Here is a 21,697-nt window from a genome sequence, read left to right on the forward strand (position 1 = left end):
GCTCTCAGCTCGGACGGGGTGGTGAAGACCGTTCGAGGAGGGCTGTGACGAGCCGTTTCACTCCGCGGCGGCGGGCCCGAGGGCGTACTCGCCGGTAGCCGGAGGGGGGTGGTGTCCGCCCATGCCGAGGGACTGGTGACGAGATGACGGCGAAACGCGGACAGGACGGACGCGTGCGCTGGGGCGTACTGGCGACGGGCGGGATCGCGGCGGCCTTCACGGCCGATCTGCTGACGATGCCGGACGCCGAGGTGGTGGCGGTGGGCTCCCGCACCCCGGAGGCGGCGCGGGCCTTCGCGGACCGTTTCGGGATACCGCGGGCGCACGGCTCCTGGGCGGCGCTCGCGGCGGACGACGAGATCGACGTGGTGTACGTGGCGACCCCGCACTCCGCCCACCGGGAGGCGGCGGGCCTGTGCCTGGAGCGCGGCCGGGCCGTGCTGTGCGAGAAGGCGTTCACGCTCGACTCGCGGCAGGCGGTCGAACTCGTGGGCCTGGCACGGGAGCGCGGGCTGTTCCTGATGGAGGCGATGTGGACGTACGTCCATCCGCTGGTGCGCAGGATCGTGGGGCTCGTGCGGGACGGGGCGATCGGCACGGTGCGCGCGGTGGAGGCCGACTTCGCGCTGGGCGGCGAGTTCCCGCCCGGGCACCGGCTGGTGGACCCGGCGCAGGGCGGCGGGGCGCTGCTCGACCTCGGGGTGTACCCGGTGTCCTTCGCGCACCTGCTGCTGGGTGAGCCCTCGGGGGTGCAGGCGACGGCTCTGCTCTCGGACCGGGGCGTGGACCTCCAGACCGGGATGCTCCTGTCCTGGGAGAGCGGCGCCCACGCGCTGCTGCACTGCGGGGTGACGGGGGCGAGCAGGACGGGCGCGACGGTGGTCGGTTCGCACGGCCGCATCGAGATCCCGCGCGGCTTCCACATGCCGGAGAGCTTCGTGCTGCACCAAGCGGGCGCCGGGCCGCGGGAGTTCCTGGCCTCGGCCGAGGAGGGCGGCACCGGCTACGTCCCGGAGGCCGCCGAGGTCATGCGGTGCCTGCGGGCGGGTGAGAAGGAGTCGCCGCTCGTGCCGCTGGAGGGCACGCTCGCGGTGATGCGCACGCTGGACCGGGTCCGGGAGCAGGTGGGCGTGCGCTACGACACGGTGTGAGGGCGAGGTGGGCGCCCGCGTGCGCGGGCGCCCACCTCGTGCGGCGCTCAGCGGGCTCAGGCGGGCTTGAGTCCGGGGTTGCCGGCCTCGGTGACGAAACTGCCGGCGGTGGTGAGCGGTGCACCGGGGGTGGTGACGGCGGACACCGTCTTCCATTCGGCGCGGGCCGCGTCCTGGCCGAGGGTCACGACGGCGTAGCCGCGCCGCCCGTTGTAGAACTTCAGGTGCGGGTTGGCGGCCATGTAGGTGTCCCAGTTGGCGGGCTTGTCGGAGCCGTCGCCGCCGCTGGTGATCGAGCTGGTGACGATCTCGGTGCCGAGGGTCTTGGAGGCCGGGTCGTCGAAGTCGGCCTTGATGTCGAAGCCGTAGTGCACGTGGACGTCGCCGGTGAGGACCAGCAGGTTGTCCTGGCCCGCGGACTGCCAGCCGTCCAGGAGCCGCTGCCGGGAGGCGGGGTAGCCGTCCCAGGAGTCCATCGACAGCTTGTAGTCGGGCGTCGCGCGGTCCTTGCGCTGCGCGAAGGTGACCTGCTGCGGCAGCACGTTCCAGGTGGCCTTCGACTCGCGCCACCCGTCGACGAGCCAGCGCTCCTGCGTCGCCCCGGTCAGGGTGCGCGCCGGGTCCTCGGACTCCGGCCCGGGAACCTGCCAGCCGTCGCCGTACGCCTGGTCGCTGCGGTACTGGCGGGTGTCGAGGATGTCGAACTGCGCGAGCCGGCCGTACTGCCTGCGGCGGTACAGCTGCATGTCGGCGCCCTCGGGCTGCTGCGGGGTGCGCAGCGGCTGGTGCTCCCAGTACGCGCGGTAGGCGGCGGCCCGGCGCAGCAGGAACTCCTCCGGCGGGACGTCGTTCTCGGGGGTGTCGCCGGCGTAGTTGTTCTCCGTCTCGTGGTCGTCCCAGGTGACGACGAAGGGGTGCGCGGCGTGCGCGGCGATCAGGTCCGGGTCGGACTTGTACAGGCCGTAGCGCAGCCGGTAGTCGTCGAGGGTGACCGTCTCCCGGTTGTAGTGCGCGGGCAGCCTGCGGTCGGTGTACTTGCGGTTCCCGCCGACGGCGGTGACGGCGTACTCGTACAGGTAGTCGCCGAGGTGGAAGACCACGTCGAGGTCCTCGTCGGCGAGGTGCCCGTACGCCGTGTAGTACCCGTCGTGGTACGCCTGGCAGGACACGGCGGCCAGCCGCATTTCGGTGAGTCTCGCGTTGTTCGCGGGAGCGGTGCGGGTGCGGCCGGTGCCGCTGATCCACTGGCCGGCGCGGAAGCGGTAGAAGTAGACGCGGTCGGCGTCCAGGCCCTTCACCTCGATATGCACGGAGTGCTGGAACTCGGGATGGGCGACCGCGCTCCCCTTCTTCGCGATCCGGGTGAACCGGCTGTCGTGCGCGAGTTCCCACTGCACGGTGACCCGGGAGGCGGGCAGCCCTCCGTCGCTCTCGTACGGGCTGGGCGCGAGGCGCGTCCACAGCAGTACGGAGCCGGGCAGCGGGTCGCCCGAGGCCACTCCGAGCGTGAACGGGTCCTTGACGATCTTCGCCGGGTCCAGCGCGGCGGCGGCGGCCGAACCGGCGGCCGGCAGATTGGTCGCGAAGGCCAGCGCGGCGGCGGCCCCCGTCACGGTGAGGAACCGGCGCCGGTCGAAGTGACGGGCGAGGGTACGGAGTTCCGGGGCGGTAGTCATGAGGAGTATCTGACGGGCCGACGGGGACGGGGTCCCGTCCGCCACGCGGCTTTGGCATGTCCACCGAATGAACCCTGACCGGCGGGCTGCGGCGGGAGGCCGGGGCGAAGCGGCCACCGCGACCATCCGGCCCGTCCGGTACCGGAAAAGGACAACTCCCCGCGCACCACGCTTCCTTGCGCATATAATCAGCCCTTCTTCACCGAACACGCACACACGGAGCACAACTTGCGCATACGCATCACGGCCCTCGCCCTCGCCGCCGTCGGCGCCCTGCTCGCCGCCGCCCCCGCCGAGGCCGCGCACCAGAGCGGGCTGCACATCGGGCTGGTGCAGTTCGACAGCCCGGGCAAGGACACCCGCAGCAACGCCTCGCTGAACGCCGAGTGGGTCAACATCCACAACAACTCGACGTCGGCCGTGCAGCTCAAGGGCTACAAGCTGAAGGACAACACCGGCTACACCTACACCTTCGGCAGCTACAGGATCGGTGCCGGCAAGACGGTGAAGGTCAGGACCGGCAAGGGGAAGAACGTCCCCGGGACCGTGTACTGGAACCGCGGCTCCTACGTCTGGAACAACACCGGCGACAAGGCCCGGCTGGTCACGCCCTCCGGTTCGCTGCGCGACTCGTGCTCGTGGGGGAAGACGCGCAACGGCCAGCAGAACTGCCACTGACCCGGAAGCAGGGCAGAACGGGGGCCCCGGCGGCCGCGGACCCGGCCGACGCGTGTGCGGAGGCGGGGAATGCGGCACCGGGGCCCCCGGTTGCACCCGGCATGACACAGATCGCCCGCTACGCCGCCTTCACCTCGGAGCCCGCCGCCGGGAACCCGGCCGGGGTCGTCCTGGACGCCGCCGGTCTGGACGACGGCGGGCAGCTCGCCATCGCGGCCGGACTCGGCTACAGCGAGACCGCCTTCGTCACCGAGCCGCCCGCCGGGCACCCCGCCCGCACGCACACGGTGCGGTATTTCAGCCCGCGGGCCGAGGTCCCCTTCTGCGGCCACGCCACCGTGGCCACCGCCGTGGCGCTCGCCGAGCGGGACGGCGCGGGCGACTTCCTCTTCCTCACCCGGGCCGGATCGGTACCGGTCGCCGTGGACACGGTGGACGGCGAGCTGCGCGCCACCCTCACCAGCGTCGAACCGGCGGTGGAGGAGGTGGACCGCGCCGATCTCACGGAGGCGCTGGCCGCGCTCGGCTGGCCCGCCGCCGACCTGGACCCGGCCTTCCCGCCCCGGATCGCCTACGCCGGCGCCCGCCACCTCGTACTGGGCGCCGGGACCCGCGAGCGGCTCGCCGACCTGGACTACGACTTCGAGCGGCTGCGCGCGCTGATGGCCCGCCTCGATCTGACCACCGTGCACCTGGTGTGGCGCGATCCGCGCACCGGGGTGTTCCACACCAGGGACCCCTTCCCGGTCGGCGGCGTCGTCGAGGACCCGGTGACGGGGGCGGCCTCGGCCGCGTTCGGGGCGTATCTGCGGGCGCTCGGCCGGGTGGAGGAGGACGCCGAACTCACCCTGCGCCAGGGCGAGGACCTGGGGCGGCCCGGCACCGTCACGGTGACCCTGCGCCCGGGCGATCCGCGCGTGCGCGTCGCGGGGACGGCCGTGCGCATCCCGCAGGACTGACCACCTCCTCGCGAGGCGGACCGCGTCCGGCAGGGCTGGAGGACGCGGCGGAGCCCCGTTCCGGTACGCCCGGGACGAGAGGGGCGTAGCCTCCTGATCATCACCCGTTCGGCCGTTGTGGCCGGGTGCGCGACGGTGCGAAGGCGGACCGTGGTCGGGGGAGGTCATCCGGGTGCGCGCCCGGGGCGGGTTGTCACTGCCAAGGCCAATTTCGATGACGAGGAGACACACGTGAAGTGTCACGTGAAGGGTTTCGACCGGGGCGCCAGGCGGCGTGACCTGGGGCTGCTCCTGCTGCGGCTGGGCACCGGCGGCGTACTCGCCGCGCACGGCTCGCAGAAGCTGTTCGGCTGGTTCGGCGGCGGCGGGCTCGACGCGACCGGCCAGGCCATGGAGGCCATGGGGTACGCGCCCGGCAGGCTCAACGCGCTGGCCGCCGGTCTGGGCGAGGCGGGCGGCGGCGCGCTGCTGGCCGTGGGCCTCGCGACCCCGGCGGCGGGCGCGGCCGCGGCCGGCACGATGGCGGGGGCCGCGGCGGTGCACTCCCCCAACGGTTTCTTCGCGCAGGGCGGCGGCTACGAGTACCCGGCGTTCCTCGGTTTCGCCGCCGCCGCGCTCTCGGTGGCCGGTCCGGGCCGCTACTCGCTCGACCACAAGCTGGGCCACGCCCTGAACCGGCACTGGATGGTGCCCGCCGCCCTCATCGGCGGGGCCGCCGCGACGCTCACGGTGGTCGCCCAGCGCGGCAAGCGGGTCAAGCAGGCGCAGGAGACCCCGGTGCCGGAGGCCGACGAGGTCCCCGCGACCTGAGTGCGGGACGACCCCGGGCGGGGCGGTGTGCGACGAAAACCCTTCGCCGCGCACCGCCCCGCTGTCGTAGCGTCCGCCCCTGTGACCACCCCCACGTCCTCGGACGCTCCCCCGCCCCGGCTGTCCGCTCTCGCCTTCCACGGTCCGCTGTCCGAGGAGCGGGCCGCGCGGATCGTCGCCCGGCTCGCGGCCGTGGAACCGGCGAGCGTGCTCGACGTCGGCTGCGGCTGGGGCGAGCTGCTGCTGCGGGTCCTGGCCGCCGCACCGGGAGCGGAGGGCGTCGGCGTCGATCTCGACGCGGAGGACCTGGAGCGCGGGCGGCGGCTGGCCCGGGAGCGGGGTCTGGCCGCGCGCGTGCGGTACGTCGAGGAGTCGGCGCGCGGCACGGGGCGCGGGCCCGCCGACGTGGTGCTGTGCAACGGGGCGGGGCAGGCGCTCGCGGAGCCGGGGCGGCCGGAGCGCTACCTCCCGGAGCTGTTCGCCGCACTGCGCTCGCTGGTGAACCCGGGCGGCCGGGTCCTGCTCGGCGAGGGCTTCTACCGCCGTCCGCCCACCGGGGCGGAGCTGAGCCGGATGTGGCCGGGGGCCACCGCCGAGGAGCACCCGAGCCTGGGCGTCCTCGTGGACGCCGCCGTGGCCGCGGGTTTCCGGCCGCTGTGGACCGAGACGGCGAGCGACAGCGAGTGGGAGGAGTTCGAGTCCGGCTACCGCGCGGCCCGCGAGGAGTGGCTCGCCGCACATCCCGGTCATGCCCTGGCGCCGGAGGTGGCGCGGGCCGTGGACACCCAGCGGTCCGCCTGGCTGCACGGCTACCGCGAGGTGCTCGGCATCGCGTATCTCACGCTCGTGCCCGTGGTCTGAGCCCGCCCGGCGACCAGGGGCGCGCACGGCGGCTCCCGGATGTACGACAATACGGGCGTACCCGTGGGCCGCCCGTGGTGGTGTCCCCGGGCACGCCGGCGTTTCTTCGCCCCCTCCGTCCCCTCCGTACGAGGAGCACCGCACGATGCAGCACGCACAGCTCTCCGCCCTGGGCCGGTCCCTCCGGTTGCTCGGCGAGCACGGCGAGCAGCTGGGGCAGGACGTGCCCGACGCCCGGCTGCGCGAGATCACCACCGACGTCCGGCGCGCCCTCGAACTGCTGGAGAAGGTCGTCGAGGGCCCGGCCCCGACGACGCGCTGCGCCGAGCACCCCGACGGTCCGGTCGACGAGGAGGCCCCGGACCGGTGCCTGCTGTGCGAGACCCGTCGCCGTTCGGCCCGCCGGGGGCGGTACGGCGGCGGGCCCACCGGTCCGCGCGGCGGCGAGGAGAACCAGGTGCCGGTGGTCTCGCGCTACGGGCTGCGCGAGGAGCGGCCCCGGGCCCGCGAGCGCTGGCTGCCCGAGGTGTGGAACGGGCAGGCCTGGCAGCTGTGCGGAACACCCCGGCACGACCGGGACGAGGCGGAGCGCTACCTGGCCGCCGAGCGGCGCGGCCCGCGTCCGGCACCGGCGTACCGGCTGGTCCAGGAGTTCACGGACTACGAGGTGGTACGGGTGTGGGGCACCCCGGTGCGCAGCGTGCCCGACACGATGGGCGGGCCGGGGCGGCCCGGGATGCCGTAGGGTGTCGGGCGCACGCCCACCCACGGCCGAGGAGGTGAGTCCGATTTCCGTCAGCACCGGACGGGCGCTCCCTCCTCGTACCCCGGCGGCCCGCGCCGCCCAGAGGTGAGGACGGGGAACGCCCTCTTCAGGTGATCCAGTGATCCCGAGAGGTCTCCCCTCATGTCGGCACTCCCGACTTCCCCTGCTTTTGCCCTTGTTGTGAGCCGTCTGCGCGCGGCCGGCTGTGTCTTCGCCGAGGACGAGGCGCGGCTGCTGCTCGCGTCCGCCGGTGAGCGGCCCGAGGTCCTCGACGCGCTCGTGGAGCGGCGCGCGGCCGGTGAGCCCCTCGAACACGTCGTGGGTCACGCCCGTTTCCACGGCGTCCGCGTCGAGGTGGGCCCGGGGGTGTTCGTCCCGCGCCGCCGCACCGAGTTCCTGGTCGACCGGGCGCTGGCGCTCGCCCCGCGTCCCGCCGTGGTCCTCGACCTGTGCTGCGGCTCCGGAGCCGTGGGCCTGGCCCTGGCCACGGCGCTGGGGCCGGGCTGCTCCCTGCACTGCGCCGACGTGGACCCGGGCGCCCTCGCCTACGCGCGCCGCAACGTGGCGGGGGTGGGCGGCACGGTCCACGAGGGCGACCTCTTCGACGCGGTGCCGGACGCGCTGCGCGGCCGGATCGACGTGCTCACCGCGAACGTCCCGTACGTGCCCTCCGGCGAGGTGGCCCTGCTGCCGGCCGAGGCGCGCGTGCACGAGCCCCGGGTCGCGCTGGACGGCGGCACCGACGGTCTGGACCTCCTGCGCCGGGTGGCCGGGCGGGCGGCGGCCTGGCTGGCCCCGGGCGGGCACCTCCTCGTCGAGACGAGCGAGCGCCAGGCGGACGCGGCTCTCGGCGTCCTGCGCGGGGCCGGCCTGCTCCCGGCCGTCGCGGTGTCGCGGGAGCTGTACGCGACGGTGGTGACGGGCCGCCGCCCCTGACCGGACGGCGGCCCCTCGTCGCCGGGGCCCCTCGTCGCCGGAGATCCTAGGGATAACGGGTGTCGAGGAGGACCCGGGGCGCGGCCTCCCCGGCCCGGTACTGGTCGATCACCTCCCGGGCGAGGGAGAGGTAGTAGAAGCCCCAGCCGTCGGACTCCGCCCCCTTGAGGGTGGTGACCTTGGTCGGCTCGATGTCGTTGCTCCCGGCCACGCTGAACTGGTCGGGGGCGCCGAACTCGTTCCACTGCTGCACGAGGGCGAGTTCCGGTTCGAAGTCGTAGATCCCCTGGGCCTGGCGCAGCAGGGTGGCTCCCGACATGCGCGGCTGGGCGTCCCAGTTGCCAAAAGCTCCGTAGTACTCGTTTCCGGGCTGCGCGGCGGCGGCGGTCACGATCTCCGCGCGCTGCTGCTGAAGGCCGAAGAAGCCGATCCAGCCGACCGGCGGACCCTCCGTGCGGTTGCTGACCGCCTCGAAGACGACCTCGCGCCCCTTCAGGTCCGCGACGTTCCACTGCCGCACCATGAAGTACGTGTCGGTGCCCGGCGGTTCGTGCCAGCGCAGCACCTCCCCGGTGGCGGCGTCCTTGAGGAGGTACAGGTTGCGGCTGTCGGCGCCGGGGACCTTCGCGCTCCGGTGGGCCGGGGGATCGGTGCCGATCGCGTTGAAGGAGAGGACCTCGCGGGTCAGCGTGAACGGCGCGCTGGTGAGGGTCCCGGTCTTCTGCTCCGCGCCCTCGGCGGGCCTGGTGGAGGCGAAGGTGATCTCGGGAACACCGGGGTAGGCGGCGTTCACCGACATCTTCGCGAGCTTCCAGGCGGGGTCCGCGTGCCAGTCGCGCAGACCGCCGTCCGCGAAGTCGCCGACCGGCTCGCTCTGCCCGTTGGCGTACGGGCTGCGGTCCACCCAGGACCACTGCCCGCCGGGGTTGAGGACGACCTCCCGGTAGGCGCCGGTCCACCGCACGGTGAAGGCGGGGTCGCGCCAGGCGGGCGGCTCGGTCCAGCGGGCGCCGGTGTACACGGTGAGCAGCGGTTTGCCGTCGTACTCCATGAACAGCGGGCGCAGCCTGGGGCTTTCGAGGTACCGGGTCTTGACGCGCTCGATCTGCGCGTCCCAGTTGGCGGTGTCCGTCGCGCCGTTGTCGAGGCCGAGCAGGAGCACGACCTCGGGCCGGTCGTCGAGGTCCGCGTAGACGTCCAGCAGCGCGTCGGTGCCCTTCATGATCTTCTCGGCGACGCCGTTGTCCCAGTTCCCGCCGAGGTTGTTGGACCAGTCGACGAGGACGAAGTCGTAGCCCGCCCAGCGGATCCACCGGGCGTGCTGCCTGATCACCTCGGGGTCCTCGGAGTCGTACCGGCCCAGCAGCGGTTCCGCCTCGGTCGACTCGAAGTCGATGACGCCGCCGAACCACGTCTCGTAGCCGATGCCGAAGCGGGTGCGTTGCCGCCTGCCGTGCGCGGCCTTCCGGGCGCGCGCGGGCCGGCCCACGAGCCGCTCCCCCGAGGGCAGGACGGGGCGCCCTTTCTCCGTCGGGGCCGCCGCCGAGGCGGCGGGCGACCCGGGACCGAGGACGACGGCGCCCGCGGCGGCGGCCGTCGTACCGGCCAGCAGGCCGCGTCTGCTGATGCGGGAGGAGCGGGTGGGCTCTTGGGACATGCGGATCTCCGTACGCGAGAGACGGAACACGGGAGAGCAGAAGTGCGCGGGGGCGGGCAGGAGGCCAAGTCCGCGTCCCCCGGCTCCGTTCGGGCCGGGGCGGGCGATCTCCTGCCTCACCGTCGAATGAAAGGATTCAAATAACGCGGGCACGGTATCCACGCCGCGCGAGCGCGGTCAACCCCAGAGACGCGAGAAGGTGAACCGTCTTCATGAATCGTTTTACGCGAGGTCTCGCCCGCCCCCGATCACCGCCCCTCGCGCCTCAGTTCGCGAGGTCCGTGGTCCCCTCGGTGGTCACGAGGACGGCGGCCAGGGGCTCCAGCCGGTCGACGGTGAGTGTGACGGTGCCGTCCGCGACCTGGGCGCGGACCCGGTTCTGCGCACCGAGAGCGGCGCTCTCGGCCGCGCCGTCCGCGCGGTTGAGGACCGTGAGCACGTTCAGCGCCTCGGCGCCGCCGAGGCTGCTGCCCGGCACCTGCACGGTCCGCCCGCTCAGTTCGGAGTCGGCCGAGGGGTTCCACAGCAGTGCGGCGAAGCGGCCCGCCCCGTCGTCGGTGGCCAGCACCTCCGTGACGGAGGGGTCGGTCCACGCGGTGGAGGAGACCGCGCCGAGCGCCTGGTAGGCGATGAGGGCGCGCAGTTGACCGGTGAAGGTGAAGTGGCCGTTCTCCGTGGCGTCGGCCCGCATCATCCCCTGGAGGTTGACGTAGAAGACCATCCGGACCCCGTCGGACAGCTTCCCGGCGCGCTCGGCCTGCGCGAGGTCGCCGATGACGAAGGCCGGGGAGTTGCCCGTCCCGGCCGGCACGCTGTCGTCGCCGTACTCGGTGACGTACACCTCCTTGCCCGGATAGGTGCGCAGCGACTGCCAGCCGCCGTAGGTGTGGTACGAGATGTGGCTCAACTCCGGCCGCCCGAGGTGGTGCTGGAGTATCTGCCCCTCGAAGGCGGTGGCCGGGCCGAGTATCCCCGCGGTGTCGCCGTTCATGGCCGAGGTGAGGCGGTCGAGGTAGTACGCGTAGTCGCCGACGTCGTCGGGGTTGGCGACGAACCAGACCCCGTCCGGCTCGTTGACGGTCTCCACGAACCGCACGTTGTCGTAGCGGCGGTAGAGGTCGGCGGCGTGGTCGAGGTAGGGCCCGTCCGCGATCTGCCGGATGGTCTCCTCGGGCTGCGTGTTGTTCTGGGCCCACCAGTTGTCGTAGCCGTCCACCGCGGAACCGGTGATGATCATGGGCAGTCCGGCCGCCTGGGCGCGGGCCACCACCGTCTCGACGCTCGCGGGGTCGTCGGTGTGGTGCCCGGTCTCGTTGTCCCAGCGCACCCAGGCGCCGGGCAGCACCTGGTGCAGTTTGGCCAGCGAGGCCTGGGTGAGGTCCCAGTCCCGCCACTGTTCGGGGATGTCGGGGATCGCGTAGATGCCGATGCGCTCGGGATGGATCGGCACGCTGCCGAAGGCGGCGCGCCCGGCGGCCGAGGCGGCCGGAGCGGTCAGCGCCGCCCCGCCGAACAGGCCGACGCCACCGAGGACCGCGGCCCCCTTCAGCACGCCGCGCCGGCTCGGTCCACTGCTGTGCGCGGCGGCGGGGGCACCGCTCTCGATGCGCCCGGGGTACGACTTCCTGTGCATGGGGGACTCCTCTGCTGCCTGAGACCTGGTCCGCGCCGGCACGGCGGCGGACGGGCGGGTGCGAAGAACGCACACGCGGCCAACAAGGCTTTTCCGGGGGGACATTGGCCACGCGCGCACATGACGCCGCAGCACGGGGGCCGTCAGGATCACGACACCGATCCGGCCGACGGCCGCCGCACCGGTGCCACCCTAGAAGCGAGTTACATCGATGTAAATACACGGGACGGTGAAGCCGTCCGGGCGGCAACTAGCGGTGTGCACGGTGGTGTTGATCGTCAGCTGGCCGGGTGCGCCCGGGTGCGTACGCGGGTGCGGGGACGCCGGACCGCCGCCGCTCAGCGGACGAAGGACACGATGCGGCAGACCGCTTCACCGAGGGCGCGCTCGCCCTGGGCACGGGCACGGGCGAGGGCGGCCCCGGGCTCGATCCCTCGGGTGCACAGAAATATGCGCCGGGCGTCGACGGGCGGCCCGAGCCAGGCGGTCGCGGCGCCGCAACTCCCCCGCGGACTTACAGCCGGGACCTCCTCCTCCACCGGCACGCCCTCCTCCCGGCGGTCTCGGCCCTCACGTGCGACCGATACGCCCACGCCGCTGGGCCGGTGCGGGGCGGGGCGGGGCGGGGCGGTGCGAGCGTGCTCGGCGAGGGACGGGCGGGGCCGCCCGGTCAGCGGCGGGCGCCGCACCTCGTCTCGAAGCGATGGAAGGGAGTGCGTGCAGGGCGTCGCGCGGCAGACGGGAAGGGCCGAACGCGCCTCAGCGCGGCAGGCGCTTGATCCCGACCCCGCCGAACGCGTCCACGTCGGAGGGCAGGCCGCTGCCGCGTTCGTCGGGGTGCCATGCGGAGAGGCGGACGAATCCCGGGTCCACCAGCTCCAGCCCGTCGAACAGCGTCTCGATCTCGGCCGGTTCGCGGACGTGGTAGGGCAGCGCGCCGCTCTCCATGTACGCCTTCTCGGCCGCGATCATGCCCTCGCTCGTACGGGTGCCGTCGTACACGGCGAGCGCGCTGCCCTCCGGAAGCCCCGCCATGAGGGTGCGCACCACCTCACGCGCGCGCCCGAAGTCGGGGGCGTGGCCGAGGACGCCGAGCAGCATCACCGCCACCGGACGGCTGAAGTCCAGTGTCTTGACGGCCTGTTCGAGGATGTCCTGCGGGCGGTAGAAGTCCGCGTCGAGGTAGTCCGTACGTCCCTGCGCGGAGGAGGTGAGCAGTGCGCGGGCGTGTGCGAGAACGAGCGGGTCGTTGTCGACGTAGACGATGTGCGCGTCCGGCGCGAGACGCTGCGCGACCTCGTGCGTGTTGTCGGCCGTGGGCAGCCCGGTCCCGATGTCGAGGAACTGCCGCACTCCGCGTTCGCGGACGAGGTGCGTCACCGAGCGGCGCAGGAAGTGCCGTCCGGCCACGGCGACGTCCACGAGCCCGGGGAAGAACGACTTGATCTGCTCCCCCACCTCCCGGTCCACCTCGTAGTGGTCCTTGCCCCCGACGAAGTAGTTCCAGAAGCGCGCCGAGTGGGGGCGGGAGGTGTCGACGCGTTCCGAGAGGGCGCTCGAAGCGGTGGTGGGCGGATGCTGCTCGGTCATGGACACGGCCTCCAGTGCGCCTCGGCTGATCTTTCGGCCAACCTATCTCTGAAGCAGGCGAGTTGGGAGGCGGACCGGGTGACGGGACCTCGGCGGCCGTCACCGCACAGGTGGTGCCGGTGCGTGCGCGGTCCGAGGCCGTGTCCGACGTGCGCGGTCCCGGACACGGCTGACGCACGTGGGGTACGGCGCGCGTGGTGGCTCGCGGCGCCTCTCCGGATGCGGGCGGGGCGCTCGCCCGGGCCGGTGCCGCGCCCGCCAGCGGGGTGACCCTGTCCCCCGCGCGGCTCAGCGTCACGCCGCCGCGTCGCGCGCGCCTCCCGGGCCCGTCCTAGGGTGCCGCCGTGGACCTACCCGAGTACTTGATCACGCTGCAGAAGTCGGCCGACGACGAGGGCCGGCGGCTCGAACACCTTGAGGGCGAAGAGCTCCAGCGGCAGCGCCGCGTGTGGTTCAACGCCTCGGCCGAGGTCCAGCTCGCCGTCACCGACTGGGCGAAGGACCAGGGCCTGAACCGTCACGACGTGGAGAAGGAACTGCGACAGCAGGTGCGTCACGGCCGCCCCGAGGGCCACTGACCGAGCCCCGGGGGTGTGCGCGGGTCCCGCTGCTCCACGGCCCCCTCACACCGTCCCCGCCTCCCCCTGGGGGCTGCTCTCCTCGCGCACCCACCCGCAGGAGGCGCACACCCAGAGGTCGCGTTGGAGCCACATGGTGCGCCGGCAGCGCGCGCAGCCGGTCGTGCGGATTCCGTGCGGGCCCATCAGGGGCGGGTCGGGGGTCGTCGTGGCGTACTCGATGATGCCGTCCCGGTCGTCGCCCGGGGCGGCCATGCGCAGGAGCCGGGCGGTACGGGAGCGGGCCTCGTCAGCGAAGTCGGTCATCTCGCGCGCAGACTAGCGTTCCCCGCCCGCGTGGCGGGAGCGGCCCTTCCTCTTCGCCCGCGCCGCCCCGCCGGGAACCGCCGCCCCCTCGGCCGTCGCGCTCCGCACCCCCGCCCTCGTACACCTCCGCACGGGCGTACGACCGCGCGCGGTCGAGACGGGGCAGGACGCGCCGCCGCCCGGCCGCCCTCCCCGTGAGGAGCGGCGACCGGGCGGTGCAAGGGAGGTGGCGGGCCGGGGAGTTGGCGTCCTCCCTGGACTGCGGCGCCGTCAGGCCTTGGCCTCGACGGCGTCCTCCGGGGCGGCGTCGGGTGTGGCGCTCGGGCGCGGGGCGGTGGCCGTGACGGGGATGACGGCGGCGACCACGGCGGCCACCAGGCCCACTCCGCAGCCGATCAGCATGGCGGTGCGGAAACCGGACTCGCTGGGCAGCGCGTAGCCGCCGAAGTCGGTGGTGAGCTGGGCCAGGACCACGCCGATCACGGCCGCCGAGACGGAGCTGCCGATCGAGCGCATCAGCGTGTTGAAGCTGTTGGCCGACGCGGTCTCCGACTGGGGTACGGCGCCCATGATGAGCGCCGGCATCGCCCCGTACGCGAAGCCGACCCCGGAGTTGCAGACGAGGGTCACGACGAGCAGGCCCCACGGCGAGTCGGTGCCGATCATCGGGACCGACAGTCCGTAGCCAACGGCGACGACGAAGCTGCCGAAGGCGAGGGTGACCTTGGGCCCCTTGGCGGCGGAGAGCTTCGCGCCGATGGGCGACATGACCATCATCATGAGTCCCGCGGGGGCCATCCACAGGCCCATGGCGAGCATCGACTGCCCGAGTCCGTAGCCGGTGGCCTTGGGCAGCTGGAGCAGCTGCGGCACCACGAGCGACTGGGCGTACATCGCGAAGCCGACCAGGACCGAGGCGACGTTCGTCATGAGCACCTGGGGCCGGGCGGTGACGCGCAGGTCGACCAGCGGGTCCTTGATGCGCAGCTCCCACCAGCCCCACACCAGAAGGAGGACGACGGCGGCACCGAGCAGGCCCAGGGTGGTGCCACTGCCCCAGCCCCAGTCGGCGCCCTTGGAGACGCCGAGCAGCAGGCACACGAGCGCGGCGCCGAGGCCGAAGGCGCCGAGCAGGTCGAACCCGGCGGGCGCGGGACGGCTGTGGTCCCCGGGGACGAGGGCGGCGATGAGCGCACCGACACCGACGGCCAGGGCGGCGACGACCCAGAACAGGACGCGCCAGCTGGTGTTCTCGGCGATGGCCGCGGAGAACGGCAGGCCGAGCGCGCCGCCGACCCCCATGGACGCGCTCATGATCGCGATGGAGGAACCGAGCTTCTCGGCGGGCACCACGTCGCGCAGCAGGCTGATGCCGAGCGGTACGACACCCATCCCGAGGCCCTGGAGGGCGCGTCCGGCGACCATCGGAAGGAGGGAGGTGGACAGGGCGCAGACCACGGAGCCGAGGACGAGGGGGGCGAGGGAGGCGAGCAGCATGCGCCGCTTGCCGTACATGTCCCCGAGCCGTCCGGCGACCGGCGTGGCCACGGCGGCCGCGAGCAGAGTGGCGGTGATCACCCAGGAGGCGTTCGAGGCGGTGGTGTCGAACAGCTTGGGCAGCTCCGCGATGAGCGGGACCACCAGCGTCTGGGTGAGCGCCGCCACGATGCCGCCGAGCGCGAGGATGCCGACAACGCCGCCGGCACGGGCTGCTGGCTCGGTACTTTCCACGGGGCACTCCCTCTGGGAATCTGCTGGCACGGGTGCTGCGCATCATGCACAGCACGTGCAATATACAGGTTATATGCATGATGCACAGTGCGTGCAGAATACACACATATCCTGATACGGTAAGCACGACTGAGCGGGCCCTCTTTCAGGGCGGCCCGTACGGAGCCGAAGGAACGACGCCTCGTGGACCTGCCCCTTGACCGGATCGAGTTGGAGACCACGCTGCTCAGCCGGTACTCGCAGCTGATCACGCCGCGCGCCGACTGGCGGCTCGACCGCAGCGCCTACATCCTGCTCACCCGCATCGAGGCCGAGGGCCCGATGTCCATCGGCCAGCTCAGCGAGGCTTTCGGCCTGGACCAGTCCACCCTCAACCGGCAGACGGCGGCGATGCTGCGCTCCGGCGTCGTCGAGCGCATCCCCGACCCGGAGGGCGGTATCGCGCGCAAGTTCGCCATCACCGCGGAGGGCCAGGAGCGTCTGGAATCCGACCGCGAGCGGAATCTGACCGGTCTCGCGAAGGTCCTGTCCGACTGGACCCCGCAGGAGGCGGCGGGCCTCGCGGAGGCGCTCAGCCACCTCAACCGCTCCATCGAACAGCTCGACGGAAGGCCCTGGCCACGGAAGTGAGGGGCGCCCGGACCCCGGAACTCCTGGGTTCCACGCACCCCTTGGGGCTCCCGGGTCTCTGGGCCCCTGGCCCCCCTCGGGCCTCCTGGGTCTCGCGGCCGCCGGGAGAGTCACGCACGCTCACCGAATCCCACGCCGGATTCCCGCGGCGTCTCGGCGCGCGCCTTCCGAGGCCGGTCGCATGACTGTCACGCACCAGCCGCCCGCTCCCCGTGCCGCCCGCCGCGCCCGAAGAACCGCGTGTCACCGACGACTCCGGGCGCGTGCCGCACCCGTTCACGGCGAGCGCCGACGGTGTTCCCGTCGCCTGCGTGGGCAGTCCCCTGCGCTGCTGTCCGCGCCCCGTAGAAGCCGGGGAGCGGGTGACCCCTCGCCTCCTGCGCGCGGTCACGGCGCCGCCGGGCGGAGGCGCACGGCGCCGCACGGGCGCGTACGACGAGGCCGGGCCGGTGTTCCTTCACGCCGAGGCGTGCCCGGGCCCGGGCCAGGGCCAGGGCCGGGGCGCGGGCGGAGGCGACGCGGGCTTCGACCGGGCCCTCGCGGCGCCCTTCGAGGAACCGGATGTGGCCCTGGTGCACGTACGGGCCGTGGAGTACGGCTGCTTCCCGTTCGAGGCGCCGCGCCCGCTGCTTCCCGGAGGGCAGGGCCGAAGCCCGCGCCGGTCCGCAGCTCCCGTCAGGATCAGCCCTGAGGCCCGGTCAGAACGTGGGGCGCACCGCTCCGACCGGTTCGCCGTGGCCGAGGACCGGGGCGGTGGCGAGCGCGCTCAGCGTCTCGTCGCCGTCCACGTCCACGCCCAGGCGCCGCAGCGCGGCGACCATCACCACGGGACGGGACCGCTGGGAGCCGTCGGCTATCTTGAGCGCCACCGCCGAGCCGTCGGGCAGGCCGAGCGCGTACACCCCCTCGGCGCCGTCCTTGGCGACGGCCCCCGGCAGGGCGCTCATGAGCCGGGTCACGTCCCGGCCGGTGCCGCCGACGTACCCCGGGTACGTGTTCATCGCACGCGCCACCCGGTGTTCGAGGCTGCCCTCCGGCGCCGAGGACAGGCGCCCGAAGGCCCGCGCGAGTCCCCGCAGGCTGATCGCGAAGAGCGGGGCGCCGCAGCCGTCGATCCCGGTGGCGGCGACCCGCTCCCCCGCCGTCTCCTCCAGCGTCTCGCGCAGACGCACCTGGAGCGGGTGCCCGGGGTCGAGGTAGCCGGCGGTGTCCCAGCCGTTCGTCACGCAGGTGGCCAGCATCGCGGCGTGCTTGCCCGAGCAGTTCATCGTCAGCGGCGAGGGCCGCCCGCCACCGGTCAGATACGCGCGCAGCGCGCCCTCACCGATCGGCAGGGCCGCCGTGCAGCGCAGCGCCTCGGTGCCGAGGCCGGCCCCGGCCAGGATCGTGCGCACGCCCTCCAGGTGGACGTCCTCCCCCGAGTGACTGGCGCAGGCCAGCGCCAGCAGTTCGCCGTCCAGCCCCAGACCGGCCCGGAGCATGCCGAGCGCCTGCACCGGCTTGTTGGAGGAGCGCGGGTACATCGGGGCGTCGGCGTCCCCGATCCGGAAGGTCTCGGAACCGTCCGGGGCGGTCGCGAGGACCGTCCCGTGGTGCACGGACTCCAGGAAGTCCCCACGCCAGACCTCGGCCACCACGTTGTGCATCGGTTATGCCCGCCTCTCCCAGCTGAAAAGTCAACTGTCGACAGTTATCACTTCGCGGGGACGGATGTCGAGAGTGGCGTCGATCGCACCGGAACCCCTTGACAGCTGCGGAAACGCACCTGTCAACTGGCGACTGTCAACAGTTCTTCGGTCGTAGGAGGCACCGCCCCGTGAGTGACACACTGCAGCGCGGCCTCGCCGTCCAGATCGCCGAGGTACTGCGCGAACGTCTGCTCGGCGGGCACCTGCCGCCCGGCACCCGCATCAACGAGGTGGTGCTCGCGCGGGAACTCGGCACGAGCCGCGGCCCCTTGCGCGAGGCCGTGCGCCAGCTCGTCAGCGAGGGCCTGCTCGTGCATCAGCCCAACCGGGGGGCCACCGTCTTCGCGGCCGGGCCCGAGGACGTACGGGCCCTGTTCGAACTGCGTACGGCGCTGGAGACGGCCGCCGCGCGGATGGCCGCCGAGCGTCGCGACGACAAGGACGTCACCGCGTTGCGCGCGGCCTGCGCCCGGGCCCGCAGGACCATCCAGGGCGGGCGGCGCTTCGTGCACCGGCTGGACCTCGACTTCCACCGGACCCTGACCGACACGGCACGCAGCCCTCGGGTCACCGAGCAGTTGTGGCGGGCCCAGCAGCAGATCATCCTGCTGCGCAGCCCGCTGGACGTCCCGGCGGCCCACACCGCAGACTCGCTGGACGCCCACGAGGAGATCGCCGAGGCCGTCGCGGACGGCGACGGCGAGCGGGCCGCCGCACTGATGCGCGGCCATCTCGACCAGGTACAGGCCCATATGACGGCTTCCCTTGCCGACCGCCGAGGGGCTTCCCCGACCGGCCCCTGACGGCTTCCGCGACCGGCCCGTGACGGCTTCCGCGACCGGCCACTGAGGTCCGCTCGCGAGACCGCTCCCCTCCTCTCCTCCCTCCCGCCACGGCAGGCGTCCGCACGCCACGGCGCGCCCCCGCACGCCCTCCCGCCTCCGGACGCCCGCATCAGCCGTCCCTCCCACCCCGTACCGACTCGCCCGACCACCGGGCCACTGGAGTACCCCCATGACCGACTCCCCCGTCGCGGCACCGCCCCCGCGCGAGCGCCGTGTTCCCGGGCTGTTCGTCGCCGCGCTGCCCGTGGTACTGATGCTGACCCTGATGATCACGGGCACCGTCTGGCTGGACCTGGACCCCGTGGTCCTGCTCGTCGCCGCCTGCGCCGTCACCGGCGTCATCGCCTGGCGCCTCGGTGTCGGCTGGGACCGGATGCTCGCGGGTATCCGGTCGAAGATCGACGACGCGATGCCGGCCCTGCTGATCCTCGTCTCCATCGGCATGCTCATCGGCACGTGGACGCTGAGCGGCACGATCCCGATGATCGTCGACTGGGGCCTCAAGGCCATCCAGCCCTCGTGGATCGTGGTGCTGTCGTTCCTGATCACCATGGTCGTGTCCACGGTGACCGGCACCTCCTGGGGCTCCGTCGGCACCGTCGGCGTCGCCCTGATCGGGGTGGCCGGGGGGCTCGGTGTGTCCCTGCCGATGACGGCGGGCGCCATCGTGTCGGGCGCCTACTTCGGCGACAAGATGTCCCCGATGTCGGACACCACGAACCTGGCGCCCGCCGTGGCCGGTTCGACTCTCTTCGAGCACATCCGGCACCTCCTGTGGACGACCGGCCCGGCCGCCGTGCTCTCCTGCGTCCTGTACCTGGTCCTGGGCCGCACCCAGCACGCCGACGGGCAGGCCGCGCAGCGCACCGAGTCCCTGCAGAACCTCCTGGAGCAGGGCTTCCACTTCAACCTGCTGCTCCTGCTGCCGCCCGCCGTGATCCTGGTGGGCGCGATCATGAAGAAGCCGCCGCTGCCGACCATCATCGCCTCCTCAGCGGTCGCTGGGGTCCTGGGCGGCGCCTTCCAGGGGTTCTCCCTGCAGCAGATATGCGCCTCCGCCTCGACCGGCTTCACCACCTCGATGCTGGAGGGACACGGGGGTATCGACCCCGGCCACCTGTCGGCGGCGGCCGGCACCCTCCTCAACCGGGGCGGCATGGCCTCGATGACCTCGACCATGCTGATCGGCCTCGCCGGCTTCGCCTTCGCCGGCATCCTGACCGAGACCGGCTGCCTCGACGTCCTCATGCACCGGCTGCTCGCCCGGGTCCGCCGCACGGGCGGGATCATCCTGGCGACCTCGCTGTCCTCGCTGGGCACCGCGTTCGCGATGGGCGTCTCGTACCTGACGATCATCGTGCCGGGCCAGGCGTTCCGCGACATCTACCCGGAACGGGGCCTCGCCCCGAAGAACCTGTCCCGCACCCTGGAGGACTCCGGCACCGTCTTCGTCCCGCTGGTCCCCTGGACCGAGGCCGCGACCTACATGTCCACGACCCTGGGAGTCGCCACCATGGCGTACGCCCCCTACGCCTTCCTCAACTACTTCGGCGTGATCATCGCCGTGATCTGCGGCTACACCGGTATCGGCATAGCCCGCCAGGAACCGGTACGCAGGGCGGAGGCTGAGCGGGTGAAGGCCGCCGTGTGAGCGGTGGGGGGTTGCGTCGCCCGGGGGGCCGGGGGTGGAATCCGCCCATGGCACGCTCCTGCCGGCCGATGATCCCGCCGTCCCCGGAAGGCACCACCGCATGAAGCGCACGGCACCCGATCCCGCCGACACCGACGCGTGGAACGCGTACCTCGCCGAGGGCAACGCCACGCAGGCCCGCAAGCGCGTGGCGGCCGATGTGCTCCTGAGGGACCCGTCCGGCCGTGTGCTCCTGGTGAACCCCACCTACAAACCGGGATGGGACCTGCCCGGCGGGATGGCGGAGGCCAACGAGCCGCCGGAGGAAGCGGTACGCCGGGAGCTGATGGAGGAGCTCGGCGCGCGCGTCACGCCGCTCAGGCTGCTGGTGGTGGACTGGGTGGCCCCGCACGGCCCCTGGGACGACCAGCTCGCTTTCGTCTTCGACGGCGGCACCCTGGATCAGGAACAGGCGGACCGGCTACGGCCACGAGACGACGAACTGTCCGAAGCCGCCTTCGTCACGACCGCCGAAGCCACCGGCCGCCTCCGGGACCGGGTCCGGCGCCGGTTCGAGCACGCCTTGAGGGCTCTGGACGCAGGACAGCCGCAGTACCTCCACGACGGCGCGCCCCTCAGATGACCGACAGTTCCCCGCCTGTCTGTCGTACGCACCGGACGCCCAGCTCCGGCCTCACGAGGCATGGCTGCTCCGGTGGCCACCTACGTAGTCGCGGGATCCCGTGCACACCAGTGGGACTGGCGGGCCGGAGTCCGGCAAGGCCCTCCACCAGTACCCGAAAAATGGCCTCTGCCCAGCGCTTCAGCTGATCAGAAACCCTGAGCGGCAGACGAGTCGGGCTGTACGCCGGATTCTGTCGCCCGGGCGCCTCGCCCTTTCCGTCGGCCGCCCTGAGAACCCCTCACTGCCCTTTCGGGAGTCCGTTGGGATCCAGACGCCTGGACTGCACGGTCGCCGACCTCCTGCCGTGACGCTCCTCGCCCCGGCCGGGGTGATGCCGGCGGGGGCGAGGGTCCCGCCCCCGCAGACGGGGTGGCATGCGGGACGGGGCTGGTGGGGCTACTCGGTGGGCCTCGCGGCCAGGCGTGCGGTCGATATCTCGACAAAATCCCGGTGCCCGGTGGTGGACGCGTGCTCCAGCGCCCACTCGTCGCCCTCGGGCTGGCTCACCGGCCCGGAGTGCTCAGGGCAGTCGCGGCAGCCGGTCTGCCGCGTGGGCGCAGCCGGCTCGCCCATCTCGTCCACAGCGGCCGCGATGGTCCACGCGATGCGGCGGATCAGACGTCGAGCCATGACGTCCCCCGCTCCGGCAGGCTGCTCTTCGCGGCGGCGATCTCCTCGCGCGAGGCGAGGGCGAGGTCCTCGCACCGGCAGACGGCGCCGAGGCGGACGAACTGGACGTACACCTTGCCGTCGCCGAGGTCCTTCGTGACGATGCCCGTGCCCCAGGCCCATGCCAGGTGACGCACGTACCGGCCGACAGGCTCAGCGAGGGTGGCCCTCATGATGCCGACCCCGCGCACGGCCGGCAGGCCCGTGGGTACCAGACG

22 protein-coding genes are annotated in these 21,697 nt (G+C 73.1%); 12 read left to right on the forward strand and 10 right to left on the reverse strand.

Going from position 1 to position 21,697, the window contains the following annotated elements; translation table 11 throughout:
* Positions 1-143: 143 nt before the first annotated feature.
* On the forward strand, positions 144-1,151 hold the full coding sequence (locus AB0J21_RS14195) for a Gfo/Idh/MocA family oxidoreductase (RefSeq protein ID WP_363146171.1): 1,008 nt from the start codon (positions 144-146) through the stop codon (positions 1,149-1,151).
* Between the two features lie 56 nt (positions 1,152-1,207).
* Here the strand turns inward: AB0J21_RS14195 and AB0J21_RS14200 are convergent, their stop codons facing one another.
* The gene (locus AB0J21_RS14200; protein WP_363146173.1) at positions 1,208-2,827 is read right to left on the reverse strand and encodes an alkaline phosphatase D family protein; all 1,620 of its coding nucleotides are present in this window, start codon (positions 2,825-2,827) and stop codon (positions 1,208-1,210) included.
* Between the two features lie 228 nt (positions 2,828-3,055).
* On the opposite strand from AB0J21_RS14200, the gene AB0J21_RS14205 reads away from it, so the two are divergent.
* The 6 genes from AB0J21_RS14205 (at position 3,056) to AB0J21_RS14230 (ending at position 7,837) form a co-directional block, all read left to right on the forward strand.
* Positions 3,056-3,505 carry a lamin tail domain-containing protein gene (locus tag AB0J21_RS14205; RefSeq protein WP_363146174.1) on the forward strand — a complete coding sequence of 150 codons (450 nt, stop codon included), beginning with the start codon at positions 3,056-3,058 and terminating at the stop codon, positions 3,503-3,505.
* A gap of 101 nt (positions 3,506-3,606) precedes the next feature.
* Entirely contained in the window at positions 3,607-4,464 is an 858-nt protein-coding gene (locus AB0J21_RS14210) for a PhzF family phenazine biosynthesis isomerase (protein WP_363146175.1), read from the forward strand.
* A gap of 231 nt (positions 4,465-4,695) precedes the next feature.
* Positions 4,696-5,274, forward strand: coding sequence for a DoxX family membrane protein (locus AB0J21_RS14215; protein WP_363146177.1), 579 nt, complete (start codon positions 4,696-4,698; stop codon positions 5,272-5,274).
* Between the two features lie 81 nt (positions 5,275-5,355).
* The gene (locus tag AB0J21_RS14220; RefSeq protein ID WP_363146178.1) at positions 5,356-6,135 is read left to right on the forward strand and encodes a class I SAM-dependent methyltransferase; all 780 of its coding nucleotides are present in this window, start codon (positions 5,356-5,358) and stop codon (positions 6,133-6,135) included.
* Positions 6,136-6,280: 145 nt separating this feature from the next.
* Positions 6,281-6,880 (forward strand): hypothetical protein, encoded by a 600-nt coding sequence (locus AB0J21_RS14225; protein WP_363146180.1) that lies wholly within the window; start codon positions 6,281-6,283, stop codon positions 6,878-6,880.
* Positions 6,881-7,042: 162 nt separating this feature from the next.
* Positions 7,043-7,837, forward strand: coding sequence for a putative protein N(5)-glutamine methyltransferase (locus tag AB0J21_RS14230; protein ID WP_363146181.1), 795 nt, complete (start codon positions 7,043-7,045; stop codon positions 7,835-7,837).
* A 46-nt stretch (positions 7,838-7,883) separates the two neighbouring features.
* Here AB0J21_RS14230 and AB0J21_RS14235 read toward each other — a convergent pair whose 3' ends face one another.
* The 3 genes from AB0J21_RS14235 to AB0J21_RS14245 form a co-directional block, all read right to left on the reverse strand.
* A complete protein-coding gene (locus AB0J21_RS14235) occupies positions 7,884-9,494 on the reverse strand; it encodes a hypothetical protein (RefSeq protein WP_363146182.1) in 1,611 nt (536 codons plus the stop codon).
* 265 nt (positions 9,495-9,759) lie between these two features.
* Positions 9,760-11,127, reverse strand: a complete 1,368-nt coding sequence (locus AB0J21_RS14240; protein WP_363146183.1) for a hypothetical protein — start codon at positions 11,125-11,127, stop codon at positions 9,760-9,762.
* 759 nt (positions 11,128-11,886) lie between these two features.
* Positions 11,887-12,717: an SAM-dependent methyltransferase gene (locus AB0J21_RS14245; RefSeq protein WP_363146184.1), complete on the reverse strand. Its 831-nt coding sequence runs from the start codon at positions 12,715-12,717 to the stop codon at positions 11,887-11,889.
* A 344-nt stretch (positions 12,718-13,061) separates the two neighbouring features.
* Between AB0J21_RS14245 and AB0J21_RS14250 the strand changes: the two genes are divergently transcribed.
* Complete coding sequence (locus AB0J21_RS14250) at positions 13,062-13,295, forward strand: hypothetical protein (protein ID WP_363146185.1); 234 nt, start codon at positions 13,062-13,064, stop codon at positions 13,293-13,295.
* A 45-nt stretch (positions 13,296-13,340) separates the two neighbouring features.
* Here the strand turns inward: AB0J21_RS14250 and AB0J21_RS14255 are convergent, their stop codons facing one another.
* Together AB0J21_RS14255 and AB0J21_RS14260 are read right to left on the reverse strand one after the other, a co-directional pair.
* Positions 13,341-13,601 carry a hypothetical protein gene (locus AB0J21_RS14255; RefSeq protein WP_363146186.1) on the reverse strand — a complete coding sequence of 87 codons (261 nt, stop codon included), beginning with the start codon at positions 13,599-13,601 and terminating at the stop codon, positions 13,341-13,343.
* A gap of 270 nt (positions 13,602-13,871) precedes the next feature.
* Positions 13,872-15,332, reverse strand: a complete 1,461-nt coding sequence (locus AB0J21_RS14260) for an MFS transporter (protein WP_363146187.1) — start codon at positions 15,330-15,332, stop codon at positions 13,872-13,874.
* Positions 15,333-15,515: 183 nt separating this feature from the next.
* Here AB0J21_RS14260 and AB0J21_RS14265 point away from each other — a divergent pair, with 183 nt between their 5' ends.
* Entirely contained in the window at positions 15,516-15,962 is a 447-nt protein-coding gene (locus AB0J21_RS14265) for a MarR family transcriptional regulator (protein ID WP_363146188.1), read from the forward strand.
* Positions 15,963-16,150: 188 nt separating this feature from the next.
* Here the strand turns inward: AB0J21_RS14265 and AB0J21_RS14270 are convergent, their stop codons facing one another.
* Together AB0J21_RS14270 and AB0J21_RS14275 are read right to left on the reverse strand one after the other, a co-directional pair.
* Positions 16,151-16,540, reverse strand: coding sequence for a hypothetical protein (locus AB0J21_RS14270; protein WP_363146189.1), 390 nt, complete (start codon positions 16,538-16,540; stop codon positions 16,151-16,153).
* A gap of 120 nt (positions 16,541-16,660) precedes the next feature.
* On the reverse strand, positions 16,661-17,608 hold the full coding sequence (locus tag AB0J21_RS14275; RefSeq protein ID WP_363146190.1) for an asparaginase: 948 nt from the start codon (positions 17,606-17,608) through the stop codon (positions 16,661-16,663).
* Between the two features lie 170 nt (positions 17,609-17,778).
* Here AB0J21_RS14275 and AB0J21_RS14280 point away from each other — a divergent pair, with 170 nt between their 5' ends.
* The 3 genes from AB0J21_RS14280 (at position 17,779) to AB0J21_RS14290 (ending at position 20,768) form a co-directional block, all read left to right on the forward strand.
* Positions 17,779-18,453, forward strand: coding sequence for a GntR family transcriptional regulator (locus AB0J21_RS14280; protein ID WP_363146191.1), 675 nt, complete (start codon positions 17,779-17,781; stop codon positions 18,451-18,453).
* 211 nt (positions 18,454-18,664) lie between these two features.
* Positions 18,665-20,146 (forward strand): Na+/H+ antiporter NhaC, encoded by a 1,482-nt coding sequence (gene nhaC, locus AB0J21_RS14285; RefSeq protein ID WP_363146192.1) that lies wholly within the window; start codon positions 18,665-18,667, stop codon positions 20,144-20,146.
* A gap of 100 nt (positions 20,147-20,246) precedes the next feature.
* Positions 20,247-20,768, forward strand: coding sequence for an NUDIX hydrolase (locus AB0J21_RS14290; protein ID WP_363146193.1), 522 nt, complete (start codon positions 20,247-20,249; stop codon positions 20,766-20,768).
* Positions 20,769-21,206: 438 nt separating this feature from the next.
* Here the strand turns inward: AB0J21_RS14290 and AB0J21_RS14295 are convergent, their stop codons facing one another.
* On the reverse strand, positions 21,207-21,440 hold the full coding sequence (locus tag AB0J21_RS14295) for a hypothetical protein (protein WP_363146194.1): 234 nt from the start codon (positions 21,438-21,440) through the stop codon (positions 21,207-21,209).
* Positions 21,425-21,652 carry a hypothetical protein gene (locus AB0J21_RS14300; protein WP_363146195.1) on the reverse strand — a complete coding sequence of 76 codons (228 nt, stop codon included), beginning with the start codon at positions 21,650-21,652 and terminating at the stop codon, positions 21,425-21,427. The genes AB0J21_RS14295 and AB0J21_RS14300 overlap by 16 nt, the downstream gene beginning before the upstream one ends.
* Between the last annotated feature and the right edge of the window lie 45 nt (positions 21,653-21,697).

The organism is Streptomyces sp. NPDC049954 (genome assembly GCF_040656295.1).
Lineage (GTDB): Bacteria > Actinomycetota > Actinomycetes > Streptomycetales > Streptomycetaceae > Streptomyces.